Annotated in this window: 11 protein-coding genes; 6 read left to right on the top strand and 5 right to left on the bottom strand. The window is 59.1% G+C overall.

Annotated features, from left to right (window positions below; translation table 11 throughout):
* Positions 1–77: 77 nt before the first annotated feature.
* The 3 genes from B3X29_RS03520 to B3X29_RS03530 form a co-directional block, all read right to left on the bottom strand.
* Positions 78–2,045 (bottom strand): YjhG/YagF family D-xylonate dehydratase, encoded by a 1,968-nt coding sequence (locus tag B3X29_RS03520; RefSeq protein WP_159340174.1) that lies wholly within the window; start codon positions 2,043–2,045, stop codon positions 78–80.
* Between the two features lie 14 nt (positions 2,046–2,059).
* Positions 2,060–2,968: a dihydrodipicolinate synthase family protein gene (locus B3X29_RS03525; RefSeq protein WP_159340175.1), complete on the bottom strand. Its 909-nt coding sequence runs from the start codon at positions 2,966–2,968 to the stop codon at positions 2,060–2,062.
* 188 nt (positions 2,969–3,156) lie between these two features.
* Positions 3,157–3,609 carry a YhcH/YjgK/YiaL family protein gene (locus B3X29_RS03530; RefSeq protein WP_103178042.1) on the bottom strand — a complete coding sequence of 151 codons (453 nt, stop codon included), beginning with the start codon at positions 3,607–3,609 and terminating at the stop codon, positions 3,157–3,159.
* A gap of 203 nt (positions 3,610–3,812) precedes the next feature.
* Here B3X29_RS03530 and B3X29_RS03535 point away from each other — a divergent pair, with 203 nt between their 5' ends.
* The 5 genes from B3X29_RS03535 (at position 3,813) to gbpA (ending at position 7,446) form a co-directional block, all read left to right on the top strand.
* Positions 3,813–3,917, top strand: coding sequence for a pyrBI operon leader peptide (locus B3X29_RS03535; RefSeq protein ID WP_103178041.1), 105 nt, complete (start codon positions 3,813–3,815; stop codon positions 3,915–3,917).
* A 34-nt stretch (positions 3,918–3,951) separates the two neighbouring features.
* Positions 3,952–4,884: an aspartate carbamoyltransferase gene (gene pyrB / locus B3X29_RS03540; protein ID WP_159340176.1), complete on the top strand. Its 933-nt coding sequence runs from the start codon at positions 3,952–3,954 to the stop codon at positions 4,882–4,884.
* Positions 4,885–4,896: 12 nt separating this feature from the next.
* Entirely contained in the window at positions 4,897–5,358 is a 462-nt protein-coding gene (gene pyrI / locus B3X29_RS03545) for an aspartate carbamoyltransferase regulatory subunit (RefSeq protein ID WP_039030593.1), read from the top strand.
* Positions 5,359–5,426: 68 nt separating this feature from the next.
* Positions 5,427–5,813, top strand: coding sequence for a 2-iminobutanoate/2-iminopropanoate deaminase (gene ridA, locus B3X29_RS03550; RefSeq protein WP_103178039.1), 387 nt, complete (start codon positions 5,427–5,429; stop codon positions 5,811–5,813).
* A gap of 184 nt (positions 5,814–5,997) precedes the next feature.
* On the top strand, positions 5,998–7,446 hold the full coding sequence (gene gbpA, locus B3X29_RS03555) for an N-acetylglucosamine-binding protein GbpA (protein WP_159340177.1): 1,449 nt from the start codon (positions 5,998–6,000) through the stop codon (positions 7,444–7,446).
* Between the two features lie 142 nt (positions 7,447–7,588).
* Here gbpA and B3X29_RS03560 read toward each other — a convergent pair whose 3' ends face one another.
* Entirely contained in the window at positions 7,589–9,973 is a 2,385-nt protein-coding gene (locus B3X29_RS03560) for a beta-N-acetylhexosaminidase (RefSeq protein WP_290503563.1), read from the bottom strand.
* 155 nt (positions 9,974–10,128) lie between these two features.
* Positions 10,129–12,831 carry a magnesium-translocating P-type ATPase gene (gene mgtA / locus B3X29_RS03565; protein ID WP_159340179.1) on the bottom strand — a complete coding sequence of 901 codons (2,703 nt, stop codon included), beginning with the start codon at positions 12,829–12,831 and terminating at the stop codon, positions 10,129–10,131.
* 388 nt (positions 12,832–13,219) lie between these two features.
* On the opposite strand from mgtA, the gene treR reads away from it, so the two are divergent.
* A complete protein-coding gene (gene treR / locus B3X29_RS03570) occupies positions 13,220–14,167 on the top strand; it encodes a trehalose operon repressor TreR (RefSeq protein ID WP_159340180.1) in 948 nt (315 codons plus the stop codon).
* Positions 14,168–14,286 lie beyond the last annotated feature (119 nt).

Below are 14,286 nucleotides of genomic sequence, written 5' to 3' on the forward strand. Positions count from 1 at the left end.
TAAAAACAAATAAATTACAGGCATGAAAAAGCCGTCCACGGAATATTTTCCGTAGACGACAAGAGCGATAAATATAATTAAAGACCGAGCGCTTTTTTACCGGCGTTAATAACCTCGATAATTTTATCCGTATCGTAAATACACCCTTTCCAGGTGCCGCCGCTCACCGACTGTAATGCCGCCCACAGACGCGTATCGTCGGGTAAAAATTCATGAGCATGCAGGTCCGGATGCGGCTGGCGACGTGCCAGTTCAATGGCCCCCTCTTCCGGGGTGAGCGGCGCCAGTGGCGTGCCGATAAAGTTCACGCTGCCGGTCAGGGTAAGGCGGTCCACCACAATCTCAATGATGTCGTTATCGCGCAGTTTGCCAATCGGCCCACCGGCCAGCGCTTCGGGCGCCACATGCCCAAAACAGGCCCCGGTGGAGACGCCAGAGAAGCGGGCATCGGTGATCAGCGAGACCGTTTTCCCCCAGGAAACATGCTTCAGCGCCGAGGTGAGCTGGTAGGTCTCCTCCATGCCGGTACCGGACGGCCCGCCGCCGATCACCACCATGATGTCGCCCTGGGCGATCTCGCCGCTTTTAATCGCCTTGATCGCCCGGGCTTCCGAGACGAACACCCGCGCCCGGCCGGTATGACGGTAAACGCCATCCTCACCCACCACCGACGGGTCGATGGCCGTGGCTTTGATCACCGATCCCTCCGGCGCGATGTTGCCCACCGGGAAGGCCACCGTGGAGGTCAGTCCACGGGCTTTCGCGCGCGCCGGCGGCAGGATCACCTCATCCGGATCGACGCCGTCCTGCTCGCGCAGGCACTGGCGGAAGCGTTCCCGCCGCTCAGAGCCCTGCCACCAGTCGAGGTTTTCCCCGACGGTCTGGCCGGTGACGGTCATCGCATCCAGATGCAGCAGACCGAGATCGCGCAGATGGAGCATCACCTCCGGCACGCCGCCCGCGAGGAACGCCCGCACCGTCGGGTGGTAATCCGGCCCGTTCGGCAATACGCTCACCAGCCGCGGCACCTTGCGGTTGATGCGCGTCCAGTGCTCCACGTCCGGAATAGTGCAGCCCGCCGCGTGGGCAATGGCGGGGATATGCAGCAGCAGATTGGTGGAGCCGCCGAACGCGGCGTGGATCACCATCGCGTTTTCAAGCGCTTTATCGGTGAGGATATCGCGGGTGGTGATGCCGCGATTATCCAGTTCGATCACCGCCCGCGCGGACTGGCGGGAGATCTCCAGCCACACGTCCTGCCCCGACGGAGCCAGCGCCGAATGGGGCAACGCCAGGCCTAAGGCTTCGGCCACCACCTGGGAGGTGCCCGCCGTGCCGAGGAACTGGCAGCCGCCGCCCGGTGTGGCGCAGGCGCGGCAGCCCAGCTCGGCAGCCTCCTGCAACGAGAGTTCATGGTTGGCGTAACGCGCCCCGATGGTCTGCACCTTGCCGGCATCCTCGCCGAAGGTTGGCGGCAGCGTGGCCCCGCCCGGCACCAGAATGGTCGGCAGAGTATGCATCGCGGCCAGGGCGATCATGGTGGCTGGCAGCCCTTTGTCGCAGGTGGCGACGCCAATCACCGCCCGGCGCGTGGGCAGGGAGCGGATCAGACGACGAAACACGATGGCCGCATCGTTGCGGTACGGCAGGGAGTCAAACATCCCGTGGGTGCCCTGGGAGCGGCCATCACACGGGTCGCTGACAAAGGCGGCAAAGGGTATTCCGCCGTTGCGGGTGATCTCTTTCGCCGCCGCCTGCATCTGCAGGCCAATCTCCCAGTGACCGGTGTGGTAACCCAGCGCCACCGGGCGGCCATCCCCGGCGCGGATCCCCCCCTGAGTGCCGATAATCAGCACCTCTTTGCCGGTGAGTTTATTGGCATCCCAGCCCATCCCGGCGTTCTGCGTCATGCCAAACAGATTGCCGCTGGGGGATTCCATCAGCAGCTGCGGGGTCAGGGGCAGCGCCCCCTGCGGCCCCGCCGCGTGGGTGATCACCGAATAGAAGGCGTCATCCTGCGGGGTAAAAATGGTTTCTATCGACATCGTGACCTTCCGGTTCAGCAGAGCTTGAGCTGTTGCAGCAGCGTTTTCAGCTGCGCCTTGCGCGCGTCATCCAGCGGCCCGGCAGGCGGCAGCACGTGGGTGGAGACCGGGCGCACGCACAGGGAAATCGCCTCTTTGATCACGTTCACAAACGGCGTATCCAGCTGATACATCTGCGGGATTTGCAGCAGGGTCTGATGATACTGCGCCGCCCGGGCCAGGTCACCGTCGCGGAAAGCCTGCAACAGGTTGACTGACACCTGCGGGGCAAAGTTACCGCTGGCGGAGATTGCCCCGTCGCCCCCCAGCAGCAGGGTGTTGAACAGGTGATCGTCGTAACCGCACAGCACTACAAAGTGCGGGTGCGCCGCTTTGACGGTGAGGACCATGCTGCGCAGATGGGCCACCGAGTCGATGGTGTCTTTAATGCCCACGATATTGGCCCGGGAGTCCACCAGGGTTTTAACCAACTGCGGGGTCAGATCCTGCCCGGTCAGGGCCGGGAAGTTATAGAGGATCACCGGCAGCGTAACGCTGTCGGCCACCTGCTCAAAGTAGCGGATCAGGTTCGCTTCCGATACTTTCCAGTAATAGGGATTGATCACCACGATGCCGTCGGCACCGGCCTGCTGGGCATGCTGGCTCAGCTCGATGGTTTCCCGGGCGTTGGTGCCCCCGGTACCGATCAGCACCGGCACACGACCGTTCACGTGAGCGATGGCGAATTCGGCGATCGCTTTGCGCTCTGCGGTGTTGAGCTGGGAAAACTCCCCGCCGCTGCCTAAAAAGAACAGGCCATCGACCCCGGCATCGATCATATGGTCGATAAGCGCGGCGCTGCCCTGCTCATCCAGCTTGCCGTCGGCGGTGAAGAGGGTGGAGACAGGGGGAATAATGCCCGAGAACTGTACAGTCTGCTGCATGCGATCTCCTTGCTGATTCATTTTGTTCTACATTATAGAACAGCGTTCGTTTATTTAACTTTTATACTAGAACGCGAAGAAAGCGAAGGACAATCAGGTAACACGAGGGTGTGTCGGTTTTTTAAGCTTGATCACAGAACGGAATGAAAGGATGAAACTCCCTCTCCCGACGGGAGAGGGGAAAGGCGTCAGGCCACCAGCATCTTCACAACCACTTTGCGCACCTGCGCCGGGTTGCCCACCGCGCACAGCGGCTTGTGGACTTCGCCGGGATAGAAGACCACGAAATCGCCTTCGCTCAGCACCACGGTTTTCTCCTGCTCGCCTTCCGGCAGGAAAGCGATATCTTTATCCGCCAGCCAGTCGGTCTCAGGCGTGCCGTTTGGCAGGGTGCTGAAGGTCATCCCTTCCTGGCCTTTCAGGACGATCTGGATGTCCAGATAACGGGCGTGGTACTCGGCGCGACGCTCGGCGAAGGGCTGGGTCATATCTTCGGAAACCAGATAGAACAGGTTGTTGCCGTCGATATCATGTTTACCGGTCGGGGTAGCATCGGACACATGGGTTTTAACGTGTTCGATCGCCTGGCGCAGCTCTTGCGGCAGCCAGGTCTGGAGGTTATGGATGTTGCCAACGATCATGATGTAATCCTCAATATAAAACAACGTTTCATTTTAAACTTTTATACGAGAATTTTAGCTGCCATACCACCACTTTTTGCCCGGGATTTGCACTTGCGCATAACCATGCACGCCCAACCGTTTTCGCTGCGTAAAGTGTGCATTATTCGCTTGATCCGCGGGTCAGGCTGCGTATAATGCCCCACAATTTGCCAGGAGGAAGCATGCTCAAACATGTTCGACAGAGTGCCCCAGCGCGTCTTAAAGCAGACGCTGGCCTGCTGTTTTTCTTCCCTTTGCGATCCCTATTCCAGAAGCCCCTCATTTGAGGGGCTTTTTTTTGCCCGGCGTCAGGAGATAAAAATGAATCCGCTTTATCAAAAACACATCATTTCCATCAACGACCTCAGCCGTGAAGAGCTGGAGCTGGTTCTGGCAACCGCGGCAAAACTGAAAGCCAATCCACAACCGGAGCTGCTGAAGCACAAGGTGATCGCCAGCTGCTTCTTCGAAGCCTCCACCCGTACCCGCCTGTCGTTTGAGACCTCTATCCACCGTCTGGGGGCGAGCGTCGTGGGCTTCTCCGACAGCAGCAACACCTCGCTCGGCAAAAAAGGCGAAACCCTGGCGGACACTATCTCGGTCATCAGCACCTACGTTGACGCCATCGTCATGCGCCATCCTCAGGAGGGTGCAGCCCGCCTGGCGACCGAGTTTTCCGGCGGTGTTCCGGTGTTGAACGCCGGTGACGGCGCCAACCAGCATCCAACCCAGACCCTGCTGGATCTGTTTACCATTCAGGAGACCCAGGGCCGCCTGGAGAAGCTGAACATCGCCATGGTCGGCGACCTGAAATATGGCCGTACCGTCCACTCCCTGACCCAGGCGCTGGCGAAGTTCAACGGCAACCGCTTCTACTTTATCGCCCCGGACGCGCTGGCGATGCCGCAGTACATCCTCGATATGCTCGATGAGAAAAAGATTCAGTGGAGCCTGCACGCCAGCATCGAAGAGGTGATGGGCGACGTGGATATTCTCTATATGACCCGCGTGCAGAAAGAGCGCCTGGATCCGTCGGAGTACGCCAACGTGAAGGCGCAGTTCGTCCTGCGCGCCAGCGACCTCGAAGGCGCTCGCAGCAACATGAAGGTGCTGCACCCGCTGCCGCGCATCGATGAGATCACCACCGATGTCGATAAGACGCCGCACGCCTGGTACTTCCAGCAGGCCGGAAACGGCATCTTCGCCCGTCAGGCGTTACTGGCACTGGTTCTGAATCGCGATTTAGCTCTGTAAGGGGAAATGACAATGACACACGATAACAAACTCCAGGTCGAAGCCATCAAGCGCGGCACCGTAATTGACCACATCCCTGCGCAGGTGGGCTTTAAGCTGCTGACCCTGTTCAAACTGACCGAAACCGACCAGCGCATCACCATCGGCCTGAACCTGCCCTCCGGCGAGATGGGCCGCAAAGATCTGATTAAAATTGAGAACACCTTCCTGACCGACGAGCAGGTAAACCAGCTCTCCCTCTATGCCCCGGAAGCGACCGTTAACCGCATTGACGACTACGAAGTGGTGGGCAAATCGCGCCCCAGCCTGCCGGAGCGCATTGAAAGCGTGCTGGTCTGCCCGAACAGCAACTGCATCAGCCATGCTGAGCCGGTAAACTCCAGTTTTGCAGTGAAAAAACGCGCGGATGATATCGCACTTAAATGCAAATATTGTGAAAAAGAGTTTTCGCATAATGTGGTGCTGGCCAACTAATTGAGGTGGCAATGCATGTCTGGCTTTCTATAATGGCCGGGACTATTTGTATTTATTCAGGAGAAATCATGACCAAAGAACTCGCGACGGAAAATGCACCTGCAGCTATTGGCCCTTACGTTCAGGGCGTTGATCTTGGCAGCATGATCATCACCTCCGGCCAGATCCCGGTGAACCCAAAAACCGGTGATGTGCCAGAAGATGTCTCCGCTCAGGCGCGCCAGTCGCTGGAAAACGTCAAAGCGATCGTTGAATCCGCTGGCCTGAAAGTGGGCGATATCGTTAAGACAACGGTATTTGTAAAAGATCTCAACGACTTCGCCACCGTCAACGCCACCTACGAAGCCTTCTTCACCGAGCATAACGCCAGTTTCCCGGCGCGCTCATGCGTGGAAGTGGCACGTCTGCCAAAAGATGTGAAAATCGAAATCGAAGCGATTGCCGTGCGCCGCTAATAGTTGATTTTGATATGCAAAAGGCAGCCTGGGCTGCCTTTTTTATTTTCTTAATACACAGCCGGAAATAGACTTCAAGTATTTTCACCATTATTTTTCATCGCCGATTGAAATGATTAATTTTTTATTCCTGGGGAAACTAACCCTGCCCCGAAATTATTGATCCCTTTTAATGGAATAAAAAATGAAACTGTCTAAAATTGCGTTGGCACTTGCCACACTCACGGTTGCTTCATCGGCTTTAGCGCATGGATATGTTGAATCTCCGGCCAGCCGCGCTTATATGTGTAAGCTTGGTAAAAATATTGATTGTGGTTCCGTACAATGGGAACCACAGAGTGTTGAACGCACCTCCGGCTTCCCGACTGGCGCTCTGCCACCGGATGGACAGCTGGCAAGCGCCGGTATTGCCCAATATTCTCAGCTCGATCGCCAGAGCCTGAACGCCTGGACTAAGACCCCAATTACCGCCGGTAAAAATACCTTCACCTGGTATCATACTGCTCCGCATAAAACCACCAACTGGCGTTGGTATATTACCAAACAAGACTGGAATCCAAATAAACCGCTGACCCGCGATCAATTTGAATCCACCCCATTCTGTACCGTAAATGGTAATGGCCAGGCTCCGGCTCAGCGTCAGGAAATGACCTGTAATGTGCCACAGCGTACCGGCTACCAGGTTATTTACGCGGTATGGGAAATTGCCGATACCACTAACAGCTTCTACCAGGCTATCGACGTTGATTTCGGTAACGGCGGCAATGTGACCCCTGACGAAACCCCGGCTCAGGTCTCCGAGTGGACGAAAACCCTGAGCGGCCAGATCGCCGGTAATAACGTCAATGCAGGCGATAAAGTGATTGCCCGCTTCTTTGATGCCAATGGCGAAGTGGTCTCCATGCGCACCCAGCTGACCATCTCTTCTGCTTCCCAGGGTCAGGCAAGCCAATGGTCTTATGACCTGGCGCAGGCAATCAACGCCGCGCACAGCGATGTTCGCGTCGGTGTTAAAGATGAGAGCGGCGTGGTGAACCCGGTTCACGGCGCGAACAACGTCTATGTGAAAGATGGCAGCACCCTGAAATCTGTCGCGATCTCCTATGAAGAGCAGCAGGCTCAGGTGAGTGAAGACATCGCCGTCACCAACGTGCGGTTCTCCAAAATCAAGAACGGCGCAGCAACCGTGACCTTCCACGTGAATACCCAGGGCGATGTGAGCCTGGAAGCGCGTGCGATGAACCACGCAGGGGCGGAAAAAGGTTACCTGAAGCAGGATATGAATAACGCCAACCAGGACGTGACCATGAACCTGACTGACGTGACGCCTGGCCACCACATGCTGAAATACTTCGCCACCAACAAAGATGGCGTACTGTTCGCGCAGGATGTGATCGACATGATGCTGGAGAACGAGGAGTCATCCGGTACGACGGGTAAATATGACTACACCTTCCCGCAGAACATCGCCTCCTACAAAGCGGGCACCGTAGTACTGCAGCCGAAAGATGGCAAAACGTACCAGTGTAAGAAAGCGCCTTACAGCGGCTACTGCGTGCAGTACGCTCCGACGGCTAACCAGTTCGAACCGGGTGTAGGTTCCCACTGGCAGATGGCGTGGACCCTGAAGTAATAGGCTCTCCTGATGCCCGGTGAACAGGTCTGTGCGATCTGTTTGCCGGGTGGCGGCTTCGCCTTACCCGGCCTGCGTGACCGCAGAATGGTGCGGGTTCTGTAGGCCCGGTAAGCGTAGCGCCACCGGGCATTTTCACCGACTACTGATTGCGCGTCGCGCGCAGCAGTTTCTCCAGCGGATAGACCGCCGCAATCACCACTTCATCCTCTATCTGCGCCGCCTTATCCAGCTCACCCTGAATCGACGCAATCTCCGTATCATCCAGCGTCCCCTGGCGCGCCACCAGATCCGTTAAGCGCAGCCCAATCGCCGCCAGCTTGTCCACCGTCTGGATCACCGGCTTCAGCGCCTTCAGCTGATAGCTGTTCTCGGACAGCGCCAGCGCATCCGGGGTGTTGGTCTGCCAGCGGGTAAAGAGATGGCGCAGCGACTCCGCGCTTTCGCTATCCTCAGCATCGCTCACCAGCCGCTCAACCCAGCGGTTCATCTGCCGCACCTGGCTGCTCTCCGGCGCCAGCGCGTCGGCCAGGCGGTTTAACGGCTCAAACAGATCGTAGTTCCCGGCCTGGAACTTAAGATGGTTACGGGTGTAATAGTGTGCAGGCTCCAGCGCCTGGGCGAGGATCGTCAGCGGCAGGGTGTCGGTGGTGTTCCCCAGACGCGTGAACTGCACCTGCTGGCGGGCATGCTGCTGCAACCCTACCGACACCGTCGACCAGCTATCCATCGCCTGTAGGCGGGTATACATGTTGTCGATATCGTTCACCTCCTGCGCCGACCACAGGCGCTCCGCCACCGCAAACGCCCGCGGCCACAGCTTGATATCCAGCACCGGCGCCGCCACGTTTTCTGCCCACAACGCCGCCTCGCCGCCCAGCAGATTCGCCTGCTGGCTGGTATCCGGCACCGCCGGGGCGAACCCCTCCGGCACCGCATCCAGCCGCTGGCCTGTCACCGGATAGCGGCTGTTGCCCAGCAGGAAATAGCCGTCAATCTTGTCGTCAGAGACGTTCACCACCGGGCGGGTCTCCCCCATCCAGGTATCGACGGTGAAGGTTACCTGATTGTCGCTGCGCCAGACGATATCCTGCACCGCACGCCGGGATTTGCCGCTGAAATCGATAAACCCGCGCCAGCCCGCCTCGCCTTTTATCAGGGTAAAGCTGCCCTCCAGCGGCTTGCCCTTCAGGCGCGGCAGGGTGAAGGACCAGCTCTGGGCGCTGTCGCTGTCGGTGATGACATCCACCTTGTTCAGCCCCTGGGGTACGATCTCATTGCGGTAGTGATAGGCGGTGTACTGGGGCTGATCGAGATAGAAGCCGGTGGAGAGAATTCCCCTGTAGCCCTGCTTCGCCACCTCCCCCAGCGCGTCCTGCCCCTGCCAGGACTGGATCAGAATGCTTTTGGGCAGATCCGGGTGGAAGATCTCATCCCAGCCCACCATCTGGCGCTGGTTTTTCTCGAGGATCGTCTCTAGCTTGCGGTTGAAATAGGCCTGCAACGCGTGGCTGTCCGCCAGCTTGTTGTCGCGCATAAAGTGCTGGATGGCAGGGTTGTTTTTCCACTGGGTGTCATCCACCTCATCGCCGCCGATATGCAGATAGGGATCCGGGAAGATCGCCGCCAGTTCAGCGATCATCGCGCCGGCGAAGGCGTAAGTGGCCTCTTTGGTGGGATCCATCACCGGCTTGAGCACACCCCACTGGCGCTCCATCTCATAGGGCCCCGGGGCGCTCATCAGCCCCGGATAGGCCACCGCAATGGCCGACGCGTGGCCGGGCATGTCAATTTCCGGCACCACGCGAACACCACGCGCGGCGGCGTAGCGCACCACGTCGCGCATCTGATCCTGGGTGTAGAAGAGTCCGTCACTGGCGAGTTCGGTCAGTTTCGGATAGCGCTTCGAGGCAAACCGCCACCCCTGATCGTCGGTTAAGTGCCAGTGCAGCACGTTGAGTTTCGCCGCTGCCATGCCGTCGATCTGGCGTTTGATATCCTCCAGCGGAATAAAGTGGCGGGCCGAATCGAGCAGCAGGCCGCGCCACGGGAAACGCGGGGCATCTTCAATGATGACCCACGGTACAGAGGTGTTTTCCGGGCCGTTCTGCACCAGCTGGAGCAGCGTTTCCATGGCACGCAGCGCGCCGAAGCGGGTGTTGGCGGTGATGTTCACCCCGCGGTCATCGACGGTGAGTCTGTAGCTTTCATCGCTGTCCGGTTTCGGCACGGGCGCCACCTTGCGGGCGATAGCGATGGTGACGGTCGGTTTTTCCGGCTTATCGGCCTGCGGCTGGAGCGTCCAGCCGGTTTGCAGCGCCACCCGCTGGCGCAGACGTGCCACCGCGTCGCCGAGATCGTCCCCGGAGACGCTCACCTGGAAGTTATTGTTAATGACCAGCGTGCCCTGGGTGGCGGGGCGTTCGACCTTTGCAGGCCAGGGCATCAGGGGGAGATCGCCTGCGGGGGCCGCAAACGCAGAAAAGCCGAGCATAAGCCCGGCGGTTAAGAGGCTGTACCGTAACATGAATGTTCCTTATTTGACGGGCCGAAAAAGGCAAAACATTCTGTTAACATGCGCTCAATTTGTCGTCAAGCGCGGCGGATGACGGCGATCACAGGTTGTTGAATTTGGGAAGAAAGCCATTTGCCGGGCGGCGGCTTCGCCTTACCCGGCAAAAATCACTGCCACCCGTACCGGCGGCTATAGAACCCTTTCACCAGCTGCGTCAGCGTCATATACCCGGCGAGGATCGCCACCAGCCATGGGAAGTAGCTGAGCGGCAGCGCCTGCAGTTGCAGATAGCCCGCAAGCCCCGAGAACGGCAGCGCGATACCGAGCACCATCACAATCCCCGTCATCACGATCAGCGGCCAGGCGGCGCGGCTCTGGAGGAACGGGATACGCCGGGTGCGGATCATATGCACAATCAGCGTTTGCGACAGCAGCCCCACCACGAACCAGCCGGACTGGAACAGGGTCTGCTGTTCCGGGGTGTTAGCGTGGAACACAAACCACATCAGGCAGAAGGTCAGGATGTCGAAGATGGAGCTGATCGGGCCAAAAAAGAGCATAAAACGGCCCAGTTCTGCCGGCTCCCAGCGCTGCGGCTTCTGGATCTGATCGTCGTCAACGTTATCAAACGGGATCGCCACCTGGGAGATGTCGTACATCAGGTTCTGGATCAGCAGATGCAGCGGCAGCATCGGCAGGAACGGCAGAAACGCGCTCGCCACCAGCACGCTGAAGACGTTGCCAAAGTTGGAGCTGGCGGTCATTTTGATGTACTTGAGCATGTTGGCGAAGGTGCGGCGGCCTTCGATCACTCCCTCCTCCAGCACCATCAGGCTCTTCTCCAGCAGAATGATATCCGCCGCCTCCCGGGCGATGTCCACCGCCCCGTCGACCGAGATGCCGATATCCGCGGCACGCAGCGCGGGCGCATCGTTAATGCCGTCGCCCATAAAGCCCACCACATGCCCCTCGCGCTTCAGCAGGGTGACAATGCGCTCTTTGTGCATTGGGGTCAGGCGGGCAAAGAGCGTAGTGCGTTGGGCCAGCAGAGCCAGCGCGTCGTCACTAAGGTGTTCGATATCGCCGCCAGTCACCACCTCACCCGCATCCAGCCCGACGTCGCGGCACACTTTCGCCGCCACCAGCTCGCTGTCGCCGGTGAGAATTTTCACCGTGATGCCGCTCTCTTTCAGCGCCTTTAACGCCGGTGCGGTGGTCTCTTTCGGCGGATCGAGGAAGGCGATGTACCCTTCGAGGATCAAATCAGATTCATCGATACGCTGATAGTCCCCCTCCCGCGCGGGCAGTAGCTTGCTGGCGACCGCCACCACGCGCAGCCCCTGGCGGTTCAGGTTGTCGGTGACGCGTTTGATGCGTCGCAGCATGGTCTCATCCAGCGGGACAATCTCGCCGTGATACCGCACCTGGGTAGTCACATTGAGGATCTCCTGCAATGCCCCTTTGCAGATCAGCTGATGCACGCCCTGCTCTTCACTCACCACCACCGACATCCGGCGGCGCTCGAAATCGAAGGGGATCTCATCCACCTTCTGCCAGCGGGATGAAAGGGCGCGGGCGGCGGCTTCATCCACCCCTTCCAGCACCGCGACGTCGAGCAGGTTTTTCAGCCCGGTCTGGTAGTGGCTGTTCAGCCAGGCGGTTTCCAGCACCCGCTCGCAGATCTTGCCTGCGATGTCAGTGTGGTGCTCCAGCACGATCTTGTCCTGGGTCAGGGTGCCGGTTTTGTCGGTGCAGAGGATATCCATGGCGCCAAAGTTCTGGATGGCGTCGAGGTGTTTGACGATCACCTTCTGCTTCGAGAGTTTTACCGCCCCGCGCGCCAGGGTCGAGGTGACAATCATCGGCAGCATCTCCGGGGTGAGGCCTACCGCCACCGAGAGGGCAAACAGTGCCGCCTCCCACCAGTCGCCTTTGGTGTAGCCGTTAATCAGCAGCACGATGGGGGTCATCGCCAGCATAAAGCGGATCAGCAGCATGCTGACGCGGCCAATCCCCTGCTGGAAGGCGTTGGGTTCGCTCTCCTGCTCGCTGACGCGCCCGGCCAGCTGCCCAAACCAGGTGTTGCCCCCGGTGGCAATCACCATCGCCTGCGCCGTACCGCTCACCACCGTGGTGCCCATAAAACAGAGGGTGTCGCACTCCAGCGGGTTGTTCTGCTGCGGATCGCGGCTGTGGGCGACTTTCTCCACGGGCAGGGATTCGCCGGTCAACGATGCCTGGGCCACGAACAGGTCGCGGGCCTGGATAATGCGTAAATCTGCCGGGATCATATCCCCGGCCGCCAGCTTAACCAGATCCCCCGGCACCAGTTGGTCAATGGGGATCTCCTGCCAGCCGCTTTCCCCTTTGTCGTTCAGGGTGCGCAGGACGGTGGCGGTATTGCTGACCATCGCCTTCAGGGCATCCGCCGCGCGGGTGGAGCGGGCCTCCTGAATAAAGTTCAGCAGCGTGGAGATGCCCACCATCAGGGCGATCACCCCGGCGGCAAACAGGTCTTCGGTGGCATAGGAGATCGCTCCCAGCACCGTCAGCAGCAGGTTAAAAGGGTTGCGGTAGCAGGCCCACAGGTGTATCCACCAGCGGGCCGGCTGTTGCGCCGGGAGGGTATTTTTGCCGTGAAGGGCGCGGGTAGCCTGAACCTCGGCGGCAGTGAGCCCTTCCGGGTGGCTGCCAAAGGTCCGCCACAGGGCGGGCTCATCCATGGCGGCAACCTGCAGGCAGTGGGCGGCAAGGGTGGCGGGAATAGCGGCATCGCTTTTGCCGGTTGCCATAGGGGTGCGCTGCACCAGACGGCGCGGCAGGTGACGGCTCAGCCGGATAAACAGCTGCTGTGTGAAATTTTTGAACATAACAAGTCCCCCGCACCCGCAAAAAACGGGCGCAGTTTTGCCTTCAGACGTGACAGAGCCACGCCTGAGCGGCGATATCAGTTATGCAGGGACGCGGGAATACGCCACTGCCCTACGCATCCGGTAAGGCAGTGAAGAGGCTTACCGGAGAGAGAGGGATCTCCCTGTCGGGAGAGGGGTGGGATCGGGATCCATACAGCCTCCGGTAAGAAAAAAAGGTAAGTCGGTGCGCACTATAGCGTTTTAGCCATACCGCGTACGGCAATTCGGGCGGTATGATAACGCCCGGGTATTAAACCAAACGTAAACCAGACATTGCCCATTGCACAACCCGGGACCCGGCTTAGGATTAGTGATTATTTCATTGATGCATAACAGGATATAAAGCATGCAGAACCGCCTCACCATTAAAGATATTGCGCGTCTGAGCGGCGTGGGTAAATCCACCGTCTCACGGGTGCTGAACAACGAAAGTGGTGTCAGCCAGCGCACGCGCGAACGCGTCGAGGCGGTAATGAATCAGCACGGCTTCTCCCCGTCTCGCTCGGCGCGCGCCATGCGTGGACAGAGCGACAAAGTGGTGGCGATCATCGTCACCCGTCTGGATTCACTGTCGGAAAACCTGGCCGTACAGACCATGCTGCCCGTCTTCTACGAGCAGGGTTACGATCCGATCATGATGGAGAGCAAGTTCTCGCCGCAGATGGTCGAGGAGCATCTCGGGATGCTGAAACGCCGCAACATTGACGGCGTGGTGCTGTTTGGCTTTACCGGCATCAGCGAAGAGATGCTTATCCCCTGGAAGCCGTCGCTGGTGCTGATGGCGCGGGATGCCCGCGGGTTTGCCTCCGTATGCTATGACGACGAAGGGGCGATCCTTACCCTGATGCAGCGCCTGTATGAGAGCGGCCATCGCCATATCAGCTATCTTGGCGTGCCGCACAGCGACGTTACCACCGGTCAGCGCCGTCATGCTGCCTACCTCGCGTTTTGTAAACAGCACGCGCTCCCCGCCGTGGCCGCACTCCCCGGCCTTGGCATGAAGCAGGGTTATGAAAAGGTGGCCGACGTGCTGACCCCACAGACTACCGCCCTGCTCTGTGCCACGGATACTCTGGCTCTGGGCGCAAGTAAGTACTTACAAGAACAGCGAATCGATAGCCTGCAACTGGCGAGCGTGGGCAATACGCCGCTGATGAAGTTCCTCCACCCGGAGATCATCACTGTCGATCCCGGCTACGCCGACTCTGGTCGCCAGGCTGCCATGCAGCTGATTGAGCAGATCAACGGCCGCAGCAAACCGCGTCAGATCGTTATTCCCGCCATCCTCTCCTGAGCCTCAAAAAAGGCTTTATTGTGATCCTCGCCCGGTTTCGGGAACGTTCCCATTTCCGTTGTGAAGACGAAAGAGTAGGCTTGCCGCCAGTTATCTCCTTCCCCTGAACCCGTATCATG

It is taken from the genome of Leclercia sp. UBA5076 (assembly GCF_002416465.1).
Taxonomy (GTDB): domain Bacteria; phylum Pseudomonadota; class Gammaproteobacteria; order Enterobacterales; family Enterobacteriaceae; genus Enterobacter.

What these genes read in the sequence shown, in the direction of transcription:
- B3X29_RS03520 (WP_159340174.1), bottom strand. Translation starts at nt 2,045, where the DNA reads ATGTCGATAGAAACCATTTTTACCCCGCAGGATGACGCCTTCTATTCG.
- B3X29_RS03525 (WP_159340175.1), bottom strand. Translation starts at nt 2,968, where the DNA reads ATGCAGCAGACTGTACAGTTCTCGGGCATTATTCCCCCTGTCTCCACC.
- B3X29_RS03530 (WP_103178042.1), bottom strand. Translation starts at nt 3,609, where the DNA reads ATGATCGTTGGCAACATCCATAACCTCCAGACCTGGCTGCCGCAAGAG.
- B3X29_RS03535 (WP_103178041.1), top strand. Translation starts at nt 3,813, where the DNA reads ATGCTCAAACATGTTCGACAGAGTGCCCCAGCGCGTCTTAAAGCAGAC.
- pyrB (WP_159340176.1), top strand. Translation starts at nt 3,952, where the DNA reads ATGAATCCGCTTTATCAAAAACACATCATTTCCATCAACGACCTCAGC.
- pyrI (WP_039030593.1), top strand. Translation starts at nt 4,897, where the DNA reads ATGACACACGATAACAAACTCCAGGTCGAAGCCATCAAGCGCGGCACC.
- ridA (WP_103178039.1), top strand. Translation starts at nt 5,427, where the DNA reads ATGACCAAAGAACTCGCGACGGAAAATGCACCTGCAGCTATTGGCCCT.
- gbpA (WP_159340177.1), top strand. Translation starts at nt 5,998, where the DNA reads ATGAAACTGTCTAAAATTGCGTTGGCACTTGCCACACTCACGGTTGCT.
- B3X29_RS03560 (WP_290503563.1), bottom strand. Translation starts at nt 9,973, where the DNA reads ATGTTACGGTACAGCCTCTTAACCGCCGGGCTTATGCTCGGCTTTTCT.
- mgtA (WP_159340179.1), bottom strand. Translation starts at nt 12,831, where the DNA reads ATGTTCAAAAATTTCACACAGCAGCTGTTTATCCGGCTGAGCCGTCAC.
- treR (WP_159340180.1), top strand. Translation starts at nt 13,220, where the DNA reads ATGCAGAACCGCCTCACCATTAAAGATATTGCGCGTCTGAGCGGCGTG.